The sequence below is a fragment of the Streptomyces sp. NPDC090025 genome, assembly GCF_044748125.1.
In the GTDB taxonomy this organism is placed as follows: Bacteria; Actinomycetota; Actinomycetes; order Streptomycetales; family Streptomycetaceae; genus Streptomyces.
The window spans coordinates 351639-365420 of sequence record NZ_JBIVFL010000007.1; the positions used below are offsets into that span (position 1 = coordinate 351639).

12 protein-coding genes are annotated in these 13782 nt (G+C 73.2%); 2 read left to right on the top strand and 10 right to left on the bottom strand.

Features of this window, described 5'->3' with window-relative positions; genetic code table 11:
- Positions 1–100 precede the first annotated feature (100 nt).
- Positions 101–1318: an alpha/beta hydrolase family protein gene (locus ACIPXM_RS19495; RefSeq protein ID WP_401656852.1), complete on the top strand. Its 1218-nt coding sequence runs from the start codon at positions 101–103 to the stop codon at positions 1316–1318.
- A gap of 70 nt (positions 1319–1388) precedes the next feature.
- On the opposite strand, the gene ACIPXM_RS19500 is transcribed toward ACIPXM_RS19495, so the two are convergent.
- The 4 genes from ACIPXM_RS19500 to ACIPXM_RS19515 all read right to left on the bottom strand — a co-directional run bounded on the left by ACIPXM_RS19500 (position 1389) and on the right by ACIPXM_RS19515 (position 6237).
- On the bottom strand, positions 1389–2687 hold the full coding sequence (locus ACIPXM_RS19500) for a sugar ABC transporter permease (RefSeq protein ID WP_401656854.1): 1299 nt from the start codon (positions 2685–2687) through the stop codon (positions 1389–1391).
- On the bottom strand, positions 2684–3484 hold the full coding sequence (locus ACIPXM_RS19505; protein ID WP_401656856.1) for an ATP-binding cassette domain-containing protein: 801 nt from the start codon (positions 3482–3484) through the stop codon (positions 2684–2686). The genes ACIPXM_RS19500 and ACIPXM_RS19505 overlap by 4 nt, the downstream gene beginning before the upstream one ends.
- Positions 3485–3527: 43 nt before the next feature.
- Positions 3528–4619 carry a substrate-binding domain-containing protein gene (locus tag ACIPXM_RS19510; RefSeq protein WP_401656858.1) on the bottom strand — a complete coding sequence of 364 codons (1092 nt, stop codon included), beginning with the start codon at positions 4617–4619 and terminating at the stop codon, positions 3528–3530.
- A gap of 202 nt (positions 4620–4821) precedes the next feature.
- Positions 4822–6237 carry an aminopeptidase P family protein gene (locus tag ACIPXM_RS19515; RefSeq protein ID WP_401656937.1) on the bottom strand — a complete coding sequence of 472 codons (1416 nt, stop codon included), beginning with the start codon at positions 6235–6237 and terminating at the stop codon, positions 4822–4824.
- A 155-nt stretch (positions 6238–6392) separates the two neighbouring features.
- Here ACIPXM_RS19515 and ACIPXM_RS19520 point away from each other — a divergent pair, with 155 nt between their 5' ends.
- Positions 6393–7379, top strand: a complete 987-nt coding sequence (locus tag ACIPXM_RS19520) for a LuxR family transcriptional regulator (protein WP_401656860.1) — start codon at positions 6393–6395, stop codon at positions 7377–7379.
- Between the two features lie 102 nt (positions 7380–7481).
- Here ACIPXM_RS19520 and ACIPXM_RS19525 read toward each other — a convergent pair whose 3' ends face one another.
- The 6 genes from ACIPXM_RS19525 to ACIPXM_RS19550 all read right to left on the bottom strand — a co-directional run bounded on the left by ACIPXM_RS19525 (position 7482) and on the right by ACIPXM_RS19550 (position 13719).
- Complete coding sequence (locus ACIPXM_RS19525; RefSeq protein WP_401656862.1) at positions 7482–7835, bottom strand: UBP-type zinc finger domain-containing protein; 354 nt, start codon at positions 7833–7835, stop codon at positions 7482–7484.
- The gene (locus tag ACIPXM_RS19530) at positions 7832–9292 is read right to left on the bottom strand and encodes an ATP-binding protein (RefSeq protein ID WP_401656940.1); all 1461 of its coding nucleotides are present in this window, start codon (positions 9290–9292) and stop codon (positions 7832–7834) included. The genes ACIPXM_RS19525 and ACIPXM_RS19530 overlap by 4 nt, the downstream gene beginning before the upstream one ends.
- Positions 9293–9312: 20 nt before the next feature.
- Positions 9313–10989 (bottom strand): FAD-dependent oxidoreductase, encoded by a 1677-nt coding sequence (locus ACIPXM_RS19535; protein ID WP_401656864.1) that lies wholly within the window; start codon positions 10987–10989, stop codon positions 9313–9315.
- A gap of 168 nt (positions 10990–11157) precedes the next feature.
- Positions 11158–11838, bottom strand: a complete 681-nt coding sequence (locus tag ACIPXM_RS19540; protein ID WP_401656867.1) for a class I SAM-dependent methyltransferase — start codon at positions 11836–11838, stop codon at positions 11158–11160.
- Position 11839: 1 nt separating this feature from the next.
- Positions 11840–11974, bottom strand: a complete 135-nt coding sequence (locus tag ACIPXM_RS19545) for a hypothetical protein (protein ID WP_401656869.1) — start codon at positions 11972–11974, stop codon at positions 11840–11842.
- A 122-nt stretch (positions 11975–12096) separates the two neighbouring features.
- Positions 12097–13719, bottom strand: coding sequence for a glycoside hydrolase family 13 protein (locus tag ACIPXM_RS19550; RefSeq protein ID WP_401656871.1), 1623 nt, complete (start codon positions 13717–13719; stop codon positions 12097–12099).
- Between the last annotated feature and the right edge of the window lie 63 nt (positions 13720–13782).

Consider the following 13782-nt stretch of genomic DNA (forward strand, 5'->3'; position numbering starts at 1 on the left):
GGGGTGGAGAGCGGGGTCCGACCTGGGGGCTACGCCCGCCCGCTCCGCTCCGACCGTGGTCTGACGCGGGCGGTGCGGGCACCGCCGTAGCGTCCTGGACATGGTCAACTTCACCCGGGCGGCCGCGGCCGCCCTGCTCGCCTGCGCCGTCGCGTTACCCGCCACCGCGCTGCCCGCCCAGGCCGCCGCCCCCGCGTCGGCCGCCGCCCCCGCCACGGCCCGCCTCACCACCGTCACCCCGGCCGTCCCGGCCCCGCCGCTCGAACTCCCGGCACCCACCGGCAGGTTCGGTGTCGGCAGCTCCCTGCTCCATCTCGTCGACCGGTCGCGGCCCGACCCCTGGGTGCCGACCGCCGACGGCCGTGAACTGATGGTGACCGTGCACTACCCGGCGGCCCGCCGGGCACCGCACGGCGCGACCGCCCCGTACGCCACCGCGCAGGAGGCCCGGCTGCTCCTGGAGGGTGTCGGGGTGACCGATCCGGCCGCCCCGAAGGCGCTCGCCGGGATGAACACGTACAGCGTCAAGGGCGCGCGTCCGGCGGCCGGCAAGCACCCGCTGGTGCTGCTGTCGCCCGGGTTCGGGGTGCCGCGCTTCACGCTCACCCACCTCGCGGTGGACCTGGCCTCGCGGGGCTATGTGGTGGCGTCCGTGGACCACGCGTACGAGGCCAACGGCACCGAGATGCCGGGCGGCCGGATCCTTCCCTGTGTGGCCTGCGAGAAGTTCGAGGACGGCTCCGCGACCGGCAAGGACGTGACGGCCGCCCGGACGGCGGACGTGCGTTTCGTGATCGACCGGCTGACGAAGGCGGGTCCGCACGCGGCCTGGCCGTACGCCCGGACGATCGACGCCCGCCGGATCGGCATGGCCGGGCACTCGATCGGTGGCGCGAGCGCCGCCGCCGCGATGGTCGCGGACCGGCGGATCGACGCCGGGGTCAACATGGACGGCTCGTTCTGGGACACGCTCCCGGCCGGCGGGCTCGGCGGGCGGCCGTTCCTGATGCTCGGCACCGACGACGAGACCCATCGCCCCGGTGGCCTCGACGCCACCTGGGACACCACCTGGAAGGCGCTCGGCGGCTGGAAGCGCTGGCTGACGGTGGCGGGTTCGGACCACTTCACGTTCTCCGACGCGCCGGTGCTGCTGCGGCATTTCGGGCTGCCGACCGCCGACATACCCTCGGACCGGGCGCTGTCCGTGACGCGTTCGTACCTGGCCGCGTTCTTCGACGCGCAACTGCGCGGCAGGCACCAGCCGTTGCTCGACGGGCCGAGCCCGGCCCACCCCGAGGTGAAGTTCCACAACCCGTGAGCCGCTGAGGTCCCTTCCGGGCTCCCTCAGCTCCCCCGCGCCGCCGTGGGGCGCGTCCGGCCCCGTCCGGTCAGGCGCGTCCCGCGGCCTTCTGGGTGCGCCGGGACAGCGAGTCGACGACCACGGCGGCCAGCAGCACCGACCCGGTGATCATGAACTGGACGGCGTTGCTGACGCCCATGATGTTCATGCCGGACTGGATCGAGCCGATGACGAGCGCGCCGAGCAGCGCCGACCAGACCGAGCCGCGCCCGCCGAACAGGCTGGTGCCGCCGATGACGGCGGCGGCGATGACGTTCATCAGGAGGTTGCCGCCGCCGGAGGTCTGGCTCGCGGACTGGATCTGTCCGGCGAGGAACAGCCCGCCGATCGCGGCCATCGTCCCGGCCACGGCGAACACGCTCATCCGCACGAACGGCACGCTGATGCCCGCCCGCCGGGCACCCTCGATGTTGCCGCCGACCGCGAAGATCTGCCGCCCGTAGCGGGTCCTGCGGAGCACGAAGTCGAGCAGCACGAGCAGGATCAGGAAGACGAGCAGGGCCAGCGGCAGGCCTTGGTAGCGGTTGAGGATGTACGCGGCGGCGAACGCGAGGGCCGCGATGACCAGGGTGCGCAGGCCGATCTCGGCGACCGGCCGGAACGGCACCCGGGCGGCCTGCCGCCGTCGGGCATCGAGCAGCGAGGCGAACAGGAAGAGCCCGACGCCGACGGCGGCCGCGACATAGGCGGTGGCGGGGCTGTGGAAGATGGTCGAGTAGAGCTTGGAGACGACGGTGTCGGCGGGGATGTTGACGGTGCCGTTGCTGCCGAGCACCTGGAGCATCAGACCGTTCCAGGCGAGGTTGCCCGCGAGCGTGACGACGAACGCGGGCACGCCGACCTTGGCGAAGAAGAAGCCGTGGATGAGCCCGACGGCCGCTCCCCCGGCGACGGCGACGAGCAGCGCCAGCCACTGGTTCATGCCGTTGACGACGTTGAGGACGGCGAAGATCGCGGCGCACAGGCCGCTGACCGAGCCGACGGACAGGTCGATCTCGCCGAGCAGCAGCACGAAGACGATGCCGACGGCGATCATGCCGGTGCCGACGATCTGCTGGCTGAGGTCGGAGAGGTTCTGCGCGGACAGGAAGGCGCTGTTCAGGCTGCCGAACACGGTCCAGATGACGATGACGGCCACCACGACGGGCAGCGAGCCCAGTTCGCCGCTGCGGGTGCGGCGGCGGAACTCGGCGAGGTAGCCGCGCAGGCCCTCCTCGCGGACGATCAGCCGGGTGTCGACGGCCGGTACGGCGTCCTCGGCGGGCCGCAGTCCGGAGGTGTCGTCGGGCAGGCCGGGGCCGCCGGTCGGCCCCTGGGAGTGCTTCATGGCTCCTCCCGGCCGCGCGCCTCGCGTTCCTCGCGGATCCGGGCCTGGCGGCGGGTGACGGCGCTGTCGGACGCGCCGGTGATCGCGGAGATGATCTCCTCGGTGCTGGTGGACCGCCGGTCGAAGAAGCCGTTGTTGCGGCCGAGCCTGAGCACCGCGATCCGGTCGGCGACCGCCATCACGTCGACCATGTTGTGGCTGATCAGAATGGTGCCGAGGCCGCGCTCACGGAGCCGTTCGACGAGGTCGAGGACCTCGGCGGTCTGCTCCACGCCGAGCGCGGCGGTCGGCTCGTCGAGCAGCACCACCTTGGGGTCGCCGATCAGCGAGCGGGCGATGGCCACGGTCTGCCGCTGGCCGCCGGACAGCGAGGCGACCGGGATGCGCACCGAGGGGATGCGGATGGAGAGGGTGTCCAGGAGTTCCCTGGAGCGGCGTTCCATCCGCACCTCGTCGAGGACGCCGAAGCGGCCGAGTTCGCGGCCGAGGAAGAGGTTGCCGACCACGTCCAGGTTGTCGCAGAGCGCGAGGTCCTGGTAGACGGTGGCGATGCCCAGGTGCTGGGCGTCGTGCGGCCGGTTGATGGAGACCGGCCTGCCCTCCCAGTCGATGACGCCGTCGTCGGGCGGGTTCACCCCGGCGATGGCCTTGACGGCGGTCGACTTCCCGGCGCCGTTGTCGCCGACGAGGGCGACCACCTCACCGGCACGGACCTCCAGGTCGAAGCCGGAGAGCGCCTGGACGGCGCCGAACCGCTTGGAGATTCCCCGCAGTTGCAGGACTGGTGGGTCGGCCACCACGACCGCCTCCTCGCTCGATCGATCGCCGCGATTGCCGGGGTCACTCCAGTCCGGCCTTCTTGCAGGCGTCGGCGTAGGCGGGTGTGCAGATGTCCTTCACCGTGTAGAGCCCGTCCTTGACGACCGTCTCCTTGATGTTGTCCTTGTTGACGACGACCGGGGTGAGCAGCGTCGACGGCACCTTCTCGCCGCTGCCGCTGGTGACGGTGGTCGGGGTCAGGTCCTTGCCGAGCGGCTTGCCCTCGGCGAGGTCGACGGCCATGGTGGCGGCGATGTCGGCCTCCGGCTTGTACGGCTTCTCGATGGTGATGGTCTGAGCACCCGTCAGCAGCCGTTGGACGGCGTCGAGCTGGGCGTCCTGACCGGTCAGCGGCACGCTGATGCCGGCGGCCTTGAGGGCGGTGGAGATACCGGCGGCGAGGCCGTCGTTGGCCGAGTAGACACCGACGATGTTGTCCTTGCCGAGTGCCGAGATGGCGCCGGACATCTGCTGGTTGGCGTTGTTCGGGTCCCAGTTGGGGGTGTCGTACTCCTTGCCGATCTTCACCTTGCCGTCCAGGACGGAGTGCGCCCCGGCCTTGAACTCGGCGGCGTTGGGGTCGGTGGGCGAGCCGTTGTGCATGACGATCTCACCGCTGTCCGCCTTGTCGCCGAGGGCGTCGAGGAGTGCCTTGCCCTGGAGTTCGCCGACCTTGCGGTTGTCGTACGAGACATAGGCGTCGACCGGGCCCTGGGCGAGCCGGTCGTAGGCGACCACCTTCACCCCGGCGGCCTTGGCCTTCTCGACCGAGGACTGGATCGACTTGGCGTCCACCGCGTCGAGGATCAGGACCTTGTCGCCCTTGGCCAGCGCGGTGTTGACCTGCTGCTGCTGGGTGGTGGCGCTCTCGGCGGCGTTGTAGTAGTCGATGCGGGCGCCGGGCGCCAGCTCCTTGATCTTCGCCTCGATGTAGGGGCGGTCGAACTTCTCGTACCGGGTGGTCTTGCTCTCCGGGAGCAGCAGTCCGATCTTCACGTCCTGGCGGGCCGCGGCTCCGGTGGCGGACTGTGCGACACCGCTGGTGCCCACGACGCTCAGGGACAGGACGGCCGTTCCCGCGAGGGCGATCGCCGCTCGCAATGTGCGGGTCATGGCGGGGCTCCTTCCGCGCGCCCTCGATCCCTCCTGCGCGGGACCGAGAGGCGGGGAAACCACCAGAAGACCACCGGCCGCGGGAGCGTCGGCGCACCTATGGCCTATGTATCGACAGTAGACCCAGCCCCCGCGCCGGGCCATTCGCGGCCGGTCGCGGGGGCGGGGATGCCAGGGTCCCGGGGTGCCGGGGCCGCGGGGGTCAGCCCGCGTGGCGGGCCATCCACGCCTCGACGTCGGCGGCGGAGCGGGGCAGCCCGTCCGACAGGTTCTCGTGGCCGTCGGCGGTGACGACGAGGTCGTCCTCGATGCGGACGCCGATGCCCCGCCACTCCTCGGGGACGGTCAGGTCGTCGGGCTGGAAGTAGAGGCCGGGCTCGACGGTGAGCACCATGCCGGGTTCGAGGACGGCGTCGACGTACTCCTCGTTGCGGGCGTGGGCGCAGTCGTGGACGTCGAGGCCGAGCATGTGTCCGGTCCCGGCCATGGTGAAGCGGCGCTGCAGACCCAGTTCGTACGCGCGGTCCGCGGGGCCCTCGATGAAGCCCCACTCGACGAGCCGGGCGGCAAGGTGGCGCTGGGCGGCCTCGTGGAAGTCGCGGTAGGCGGCGCCGGGCTTCACGGCGGCCATCCCGGCCTCCTGGGCCTCGTACACCGCGTCGTACACCTGGCGCTGCACCGGGCTGAAGGTGCCGCTGATCGGCAGGGTGCGGGTGACATCGGCGGTGTAGAGGGTGTGGGTCTCCACACCGGCGTCGAAGAGCAGCAGCTCGCCGGGGCGGACCGGGCCGTCGTTGGTGGTCCAGTGCATGATCGTGGCGTGCTCGCCGGCCGCGCAGATGGAGCCGTAGCCGACCGAATTGCCCTCCAGGCGGGCGCGCCGGAAGAAGGTGCCCTCGATCCACCGCTCGGAGGTGGCGACGGCGCGGGACAGCTCGCCGACGGCGTCGGTGAAGCCGCGCACGGTGGAGTCGACGGCCTTGCGCAGCTCGCCGATCTCCCACTCGTCCTTGACCAGGCGCAGCTCGCTCAGCGCCTCCTCCAGCTCGTCGTCGCGCTCCGGGTCGCTGGTGACGGCGGCCTCCAGGGCCGGGTCGACGCCGCGGACGATGCGGGTGGGCACGGCGCCGGAGGCGGCGGCGAGGTCGTCGGCGACGGTGCGGACGTCGCGGCAGGGCAGGCCGAGGACGCGGGCGGCCTCGGCGAGGGAGCGGCGCCGGCCCATCCACAGTTCGGCGTGGTAGCCGCTCCAGAACTCGTCGTCGTCGCGGCCGTCGCGGGGCAGCTGGTAGCAGTAGGCGTCGTGGCCGCCGTCGGCGCGGGGCTCCAGGACGAGGGCGCCGTCGCGGGCCTGGTCGCCGGTGAGGTGGACGTAGCCGGTGTACGGGCGGAAGGGGTAGGTGTCGTCGTTGGAGCGGGTCTTGAGGTTGCCGGAGGGGACGATCAGGCGCTCGCCGGGGAAGCGGGCGGAGAGCGCGGCCCGGCGCGCGGCGGCGTACGGCGCCTGCGGGTCGGCGTCGAGGCCGGTGCGCTCGGTGTCGGCCCAGCCGGTGCGCATCAGCGCGGACAGCTCTGCGGAGATGTTCGGGTAGAGACCGTTCTTCCGGGCCTTGGCCACGTCGGGCTCCTTCATCGCATGGCACCTGGGCGGTGCGGCGCCTGGGTACGCGCGCGGCTGCGCGTCGTCGTCCCGGACGGTAGTGCGCCCGGCGGGCGCTGCGGGCCAGGGAGTGCCAGTGGCACCGTTCGGCCACGGCGGGTCAGGATGGGGGCATGACGAACGAGGAGCGGCTGGGGTCCGCGCTGCGGCTGCTGGGGCTCGGGGACGCGGCGGGCCTGGTCTACCGGGCGCTGCTCGCTGAGGGTCCGGCGCCGCTGGCGGCGGTGGGGCGGGCGGCGGGGCTGCGCGGCGCGGCGCTGGCCGGGGCGTACGGGGAGCTGGTGGCGGCGGGCCTGGCGAGCACGGCCGACGAGGACGCGGACATGGTGGCGCCGGTGCCTCCGGCGGCGGGGCTCGAGATCCTGGCCCGGCACCGGGCGGCGGAGCTGGAGGAGTCGCGGATCGCGGTCGGCGGCGCCTTCGAGTCGTTCCGGCGGCACCGGCTGGCCGCGTACACCGGCGATCTGGTGGAGGTGGTGACGGGCGAGGCGATCGGGCCGCGGATGCGGCACGCGTGGGCGAGCGCCCGGGAGCAGATCCGGCAGTTCGAGTCGCCGCCGTACGTGGGGGTGGTGGAGGCGGCGGAGGACGCGCTGGCGACGCTGGCGCGCGGGGTGACCCAGCGGGTGGTGTACGCGCGGGAGTCGCTGGAGCACCCGGGGCACCTGCGGGACGTGATCGAGCCGTGCATCGCGGCGGGCGAGCAGGCCCGGGTGCTGCCGTCGGTGCCGGTGAAGCTGCTGATCATCGACGACGCGTTCGCCCTGGTGTCGCTGTCGATCCGGGAGGCGGACGTGGTGAACACGATGCTGGTGGTGCAGCCGTGCGGGCTGCTCTCGGCGCTGGTGGCCCTGTTCGAGCAGTCCTGGCAGGCGGCCGTCCCCTTCCACGGCCACGCCCCGCGCGCGGGCGGCCTCGCACCCGCCGACCGCCGCCTGCTCCGGCTGCTCGCGGGCGGCGCGAGCGACGAGGTGATCGCCCGCGAACTGGGCGTGAGCCGCCGCACCCTGTTCCGCAGGCTGCAGATCCTGATGGCCCGCCTGGGCGCGGGCAACCGCTTCCAGCTGGGGTTGCAGGCGGAGCGCGCGGGGTGGCTGTAGGCGGGCCCGGAGTGCGGGGCGAGGGACGGTCCGAGCCCGGACTCCGGCCCGCCCCGGCCCGATCCGGCGGTCGGCACCGCGCGCGCGGCCGCGCGCCGGGACTCAGCCGTTGAGCCGTCGCTGCCAGTCGGCCGGTACCCGCCCCGCCGGGCCGGGGGCGGGCTGGTCGGCCGGGTGGCCGGACGGCGGGGCGAGCGGCGGGCCCGCCTCGTACAGGGCGTCGGTGGCGTAGTTCCAGTACCACTCCTCGGCCGGCTCGAAGCTCTGCACGAGCGGGTGACCGCTCTCCTTCCAGTGCGCCGTGGCGTGCTGGGCCGGTGAGGAGTCGCAGCAGCCGACATGGCCGCACTGGGCGCACCGCCGCAGGTGGAACCACCAGCCGCCGAGCGGTTCGCAGTCGGCGCAGCCGGTGCCGCTCGGCGGGACGTTCGGGTCGATGCCGTCGATCTGGGTCATGCGGACTCCTCCGGAGGGGTCGGGTGGGTCTCGGGGTCGGCGGTCAGCGGCAGCAGCACCTGGAAGCGGGTGTCGCCGGGGACGGACTCGACCTGGAGGCTGCCGTGGTGCTTGTTGACGACGATCCGCCAGGAGATGTCGAGGCCGAGCCCGGTGCCCTCGCCGACCGGCTTGGTGGTGAAGAACGGGTCGAAGATCCGGCCCCTGATCTCCTCGGGGACACCGGGTCCGGTGTCGCGGAACTCGACGAGCAGCCGGTCGCCCTCCCGGGCCGTACGGACCGTCAGAGTGCCCTCGCCGTCCCCGCCGCCCGCCGTGCCGATGGCGTGCACCGCGTTGTCGATGAGGTTCGTCCACACCTGGTTGAGCTCGGCCGGATAGGCGGGCACCTGGGGCAGCGAACGGTCGTACTCCTTGACGACCCGGATGCTCGGGCCGATCTTCCCGGACAGCATCAGCAGGGTGCTGTCGAGGAGTTCGTGCACGTCGACGTCCCGGTGCGGGGCGCGGTCGAGCTGCGCGTACTGCTTCGCCGCGTCCACCAGGTGCGAGATGCGGTCCGTGGAGTCGGCGATCTCGTCCATCAACAGCTCGGTCTCGACCGTGTAGTTGAGCCAGCCGACGGCCCCCGGCAGGACGTCCTCGTCGACGGTCGCCGCGACCTGCTCCAGCCAGTCCGTGTCGAGCCCGGCCTGGACGAAGGTGGGCGCGAGCCGCCAGCCGTCGGCGATGCCGTGGTCGTCGAGCCAGTCGGTCAGCTCGTCCTCCCGGTCCGACGCTTCGAGGGGGCTCAACACCGGGGCCTTCGCGACCCGTTCGGCCGTGCGTTCCTGGATCTCGATGAGCGAGGCGAGGGCTTCGCGCGAGTACGGGCCCTGGGCGATGATCGCCAGCTTGTGCCGCATCTTGCCGACCCGCTCGCGCAGCGCCGCCGTGGCCCGTACGGCCGCCGCCGCCGGGTTGTTCAGCTCATGGGTGAGTCCGGCGGACAACGAACCGAGCGCCAGCAGGCGTTCGCGCTGCCCGATGGCCCGCTGGGTGTTCTTCGCGCCGAAGAACAGCCCCTCCAGGAGGTGGGCCGCCATCGGGAACCACTCCTGCATGATGTCCGCGAACGACTGCGCGGGCAGCACGAAGAACCGGGTCGGCTCCACCACCCGCATGGTGTTGGTGTACGTCTGCGGGACCCGGTCCCCCAGGTACGCCTGCATCGCCCCCGCGTACACCCCGCGCTGCGAGGTGCGGCTCACCTCCACGTCGTCGCCGCCCACCCGGCGGAAGAGCACGACGGTGCCCTCGACCATCACGTAGAAGCAGGTGGCCGGTTCCCCCTCGACGTACACGGGCCCCGGCTCGAACCGCTCCATCCGGCCCTCCACGCACAGCCGCCCCAACTGCTCGGGGGTGAGCTTCTCGAACAGGAACAGGGTGGCGATCTCCCCCGGGTCGCAGGGCATGGCCGGGACCGGCTGGTCGCTCATGACTGCTCCAGATAACGGTGGACGAGCATCACGGCCATCGCGCCCTCGCCGACGGCCGAGGCGACGCGCTTGGCCGACTGGGCGCGCGCGTCACCCGCCACGAACACGCCGGGAACGCTGGTCTCCAGGTGGTACGGCGGCCGGTCGAGCTCCCACTCCCCCGGCGGCCGCCCGTCCGGGGTGAGGTCGGGGCCCGCCAGGATGAATCCGTGCTCGTCGCGCAGCACCGTGCCGCCGAGCCAGTCCGTGAGCGGCGCCGCCCCGATGAACACGAACAGCCATTGCGCGTCGACCGCCTCGCTGACACCGCTGGCCGTGTCCCGCAGTGTCAGCCGCTCCAGGTGCTCGGCGCCGTGCGCCTCCTCGACCTCGGTCGTGGGCCGCACCGTGATGTTCGGCGTCTCCTCGATCTGCTGGATCAGGTAGTACGACATCGACGCGGCGAGCGATTCGCCGCGGACGAGCAGCGTCACCGACTTGGCGCCCCTGGCGAGGAACACGGCGGCCTGACCTGCCGAGTTCGCGCCGCCGACGATGTACACGTCCTGGTCCTCACAGGAGGCGGCCTCGGTCAGCGAGGAGCCGTAGTAGACCCCGCGCCCGGTCAGGTCCGCGCAGCCCGGCGCCCGCAGCTGCCGGTAGGAGACCCCGGTCGCCAGGATGACGCTGTGCGCCGCGACCGAGGAACCGTCGGAGAAGCGCACCACCCGGGCGGCCCCGTTGGCCTCCAGGCCCGTCACCTCCCGCGCGGTGAGGATCTCGGCCCCGAACCGGGTCGCCTGGCGGCGGGCCCGGTCGGTGAGCTGGGCGCCGGAGACGCCGTCAGGGAAGCCCAGATAGTTCTCGATGCGGGAGCTCTGTCCCGCCTGCCCGCCCGTCGCCGACCGCTCGACCAGGACCGTGCGCAGCCCCTCGGACGCCCCGTACACCGCCGCGCCCAGTCCGGCGGGGCCGCCGCCGATGACGACGAGGTCGTAGAACTCGGCCGTCGGTGTCGTCGCGAGCCCCACATGAGCGGCGAGCTCCGGCGCGGCCGGCTCGATCAGCGCCGAGCCGTCCGGGGTGAGCACGAGGGGCAGCCGCTGCCCGTCGGCGCCCGCCGCGTCGAGCAGCCGCCGCCCCTCGGGCTCGTCGGAGGCGTACCAGCGGTACGGCACCTGGTTGCGGGCCAGGAACTCCCGTACCCGCGAGGAATGCGCCGACCAGCGATGCCCGACGACCTTGGTCTCCGGCACCGGCCGGTAGTCGCTGGAGCGCCAGGCGGTGAGCAGATCGTCCAGGACCGGGTAGAGCTTCTCCTCCGGCGGGTCCCAGGGCTTCAGCAGATAGTGGTCGAGGTCGACCACGTTGATGGCGTCGATGGCCGCGTTGGTGTCGGCGTAGGCCGTCAGGAGCACCCGGCGCGCCCCCGGGTAGACGCCGATGGCCTGTTCGAGGAACTCGATGCCGTTCATCTGCGGCATGCGGTAGTCGGCGAGGATCACGGCCACCAGGTCGCCGCGCAGCTTCAGCTCCCGCAGCGCTTCGAGGGCCGAGTCGCCGGACTCGGCGCGGACGATCCGGTACCCGGCACCGTAGTGGCGCCGCAGGTCACGGGCGATGGCCCGGGACACGCCCGGGTCGTCGTCCACCGTCAGGATGACGGTGCGCGGTGTGTCGCCGGCCTGGGTCATACGTCTCCGCCCTGCGCGCGCCGACGCGCCGGGCTGCCCGTCGGCTTCCGTCCCATCGTAGGTTCGATCGCCGAGGGGCGCTCAGAGCGGAACGGGGGCCTGGACAGGGGCCAGGGCCGGGGACCGGGGCGGGGGTCCGAGCGGGGGCCGGGGCCCGGACCCGCGCCCTCACCCCGTCGTGTCCACCGGCCGCCGGGCGTAGCAGAACAGGTGTTCCTCCGGCTCCGCGAGGCCGCCCTCCGGCCGGAACCGGGAGATCTCGTGGTGCAGCACCTCGAGCCCGCAGTCCTCCCGCAGCCGCCGGACGTACTCCGCCGCCGCGAAGCTGGAGACCTCGACGCCGCGCCCCATCCACTCGATCCGTACGCCCGCCACGTCGGCGGGCACCGTCGCGGAGACCAGATAGCCGCCGGGCCGCAGCCACCCGGCCATCCGCTCCAGCGCCGCGCCCGCCTCCGCCCTGGTCATCATCAGCAGCGGGAAGAAGGCGCAGACGGCGTCGAAGGACCCGTCGGGAACCCGGTGGGTGCGTACGTCCGCCTGCTCGAAGCGCGCCCCCGGGACCTGGCTCCTGGCCAGTTCCACCATGGTCCGCGACACGTCGATGCCGGTGACCTCGCAGCCCGCCCGGACCAGCCGGTCGGCGACCGGCCGTCCCGTACCGCTGCCGACGTCGAGGACCCGCGCGCCGGGGCCGAGCCGGGCGGTCAGCCAGTCGACCGCGGCCAGCTGGGCGGGCAGCCGCCCGAACGCCTCCTCGTACGCCGCCCCGAGCCCGTCGAACAGCTCCGCCGCCGACAGCGCCTCCTGCCGCCCCGTACCGTCGTCGCCCGAACCGTCGTCGCCCATCTCAGGCCCCCACCATCTTCAGGATGTGGGTGGTGAAACCGCCGGGGCCGGTCGCCTCCGCGTGGCCCGCGGGGTCGCGGCGGCCGCCGTGGCCGCGCCTCGTCCTGGCGTGCTCCCTGTCGTCGTGGTGCCACATCGGTGTCGCTCCCCCTGTGTCCGGCGAGCGGCTCGGCTCCGCCCCGGCCGAGTGCATCGCACCCGGCCGGGGTTCCGCAAGGTCCGTGCGGGCCGGTCCCGCCCGGAGCGGTTCAGGGCGGTTCAGGCCAGGGACTGTTCCGGTCCGCGCAGCCAGGCCGAGGTGTCCGGGGGCAGCAGTCCCTCGTCGGTGAGCGGCCCGCTGGTCAGCAGGAGTTCCTCGTACGGCGGGAGCGGTACGGGGGTGGTGGACAGGTTGCTGACGGCGACGAGGCCCGCCGGGCGGGCGAACGAGAGCACCCCGTCGGGGGCGTCGAGCCAGCGCATCGGTCCGTCGCCGAAGCCGGGTTCGGTACGGCGCAGGCGCAGCGCGGCCCGGTAGAGGCTGAGCGCCGAGTCGGGGTCGGCGCGCTGCCGGTCGACGGCGTAGTCGGGCCAGTCGGCGGGTTGCGGCAGCCAGGGTTCGGCGGCGGGGCCGAAGCCGGACCAGGGGGCGTCGGCGGTCCAGGGCAGCGGGACCCGGCAGCCGTCGCGGCCGGGGTCGGTGCCGCCGGACCGGAAGTGCATGGGGTCCTGGATCCGGCCGGGCGGGATGTCGGCCTCGGGCAGGCCGAGTTCCTCGCCCTGGTACACGTACACCGAGCCGGGCAGGGCGAGGGTGAGCAGGGCGGCGGCGCGGGCGCGGCGGGTGCCGAGGGCGAGGTCGGTGGGGGTGCCGTAGGTCTTGGTGGCGAAGTCGAAGGCGGTGTCGGCGCGGCCGTAGCGGGTGACGGTGCGGGTGACGTCGTGGTTGCAGAGCACCCAGGTGGCGGGGGCGCCGACCGGGGCGTGTTCGGCGAGGGTGGCGTCGATGCTGGCGCGCAGCCGGTCGGGTTCCCAGGGGCAGCTGAGGAAGGCGAAGTTGAAGGCGGTGTGGAGTTCGTCGGGGCGCAGGTAGCGGGCGAAGCGTTCGGCGTCGGGGAGCCAGACCTCGCCGACGAACACGCCGCCGTACTCGTCGGCGACGGTGCGCCAGGAGCGGTAGATGTCGTGGAGTTCGTCCTGGTCGATGTACGGGTGGGGGTCGACGCCCTCGGTGAAGTCGGCGAGCGCCGGGTCCTTGGCGAGCAGGGCGGCGGAGTCGATGCGGACGCCTGCGACGCCGCGTTCGAACCAGAAGCGGAGCACGTCCTCGTGTTCGCGGCGGACGGCGGGGTGGGCCCAGTTGAGGTCGGGCTGTTCGGGGGTGAAGAGGTGGAGGTACCACTCGCCGTCGGGGACCCGGGTCCAGGTGGGCCCGGAGAACTGCGACGGCCAGGTGTTGGGCGGGAGTTCGCCGCCGCGGCCGCGGCCGGGGCGGAAGTGGAACAGTTCGCGTTCGGGGCTGCCGGGGCCCGCGGCGAGCGCGGCCTTGAACCAGGCGTGCTGGTCGGAGACGTGGTTGGGGACGATGTCGACGATGACCCGGATGCCGGCGGCGGCGGCTTCCTTGATGAGGGTCTCGGCCTCCTCCAGGGTGCCGAACGCGGGGTCGACCGTGCGGTAGTCGGCGACGTCGTAGCCGCCGTCGACCAGCGGGGACACGTACCAGGGGGTGAACCAGACGGCGTCGACGCCGAGTTCGGCGAGGTAGGGCAGTCTCGACCGGACGCCCGCGAGGTCGCCGGTGCCGTCGCCGTCGCCGTCGGCGAAGCTGCGCGGGTACACCTGGTAGATGACGGCGTCGCGCCACCAGTCGGTGGTGCGGGGCGGGTGCGGGGCTGCCACGTGAGGGTTCCTTTCGGGCAGGGCGGATCCTCGCCGCCGGTCCGGATGCTGCGGGGCGTCGGA

What these genes read in the sequence shown, in the direction of transcription:
- ACIPXM_RS19495 (WP_401656852.1), top strand. Translation starts at nt 101, where the DNA reads ATGGTCAACTTCACCCGGGCGGCCGCGGCCGCCCTGCTCGCCTGCGCC.
- ACIPXM_RS19500 (WP_401656854.1), bottom strand. Translation starts at nt 2,687, where the DNA reads ATGAAGCACTCCCAGGGGCCGACCGGCGGCCCCGGCCTGCCCGACGAC.
- ACIPXM_RS19510 (WP_401656858.1), bottom strand. Translation starts at nt 4,619, where the DNA reads ATGACCCGCACATTGCGAGCGGCGATCGCCCTCGCGGGAACGGCCGTC.
- ACIPXM_RS19520 (WP_401656860.1), top strand. Translation starts at nt 6,393, where the DNA reads ATGACGAACGAGGAGCGGCTGGGGTCCGCGCTGCGGCTGCTGGGGCTC.
- ACIPXM_RS19525 (WP_401656862.1), bottom strand. Translation starts at nt 7,835, where the DNA reads ATGACCCAGATCGACGGCATCGACCCGAACGTCCCGCCGAGCGGCACC.
- ACIPXM_RS19530 (WP_401656940.1), bottom strand. Translation starts at nt 9,292, where the DNA reads ATGCCCTGCGACCCGGGGGAGATCGCCACCCTGTTCCTGTTCGAGAAG.
- ACIPXM_RS19535 (WP_401656864.1), bottom strand. Translation starts at nt 10,989, where the DNA reads ATGACCCAGGCCGGCGACACACCGCGCACCGTCATCCTGACGGTGGAC.
- ACIPXM_RS19540 (WP_401656867.1), bottom strand. Translation starts at nt 11,838, where the DNA reads ATGGGCGACGACGGTTCGGGCGACGACGGTACGGGGCGGCAGGAGGCG.
- ACIPXM_RS19545 (WP_401656869.1), bottom strand. Translation starts at nt 11,974, where the DNA reads ATGTGGCACCACGACGACAGGGAGCACGCCAGGACGAGGCGCGGCCAC.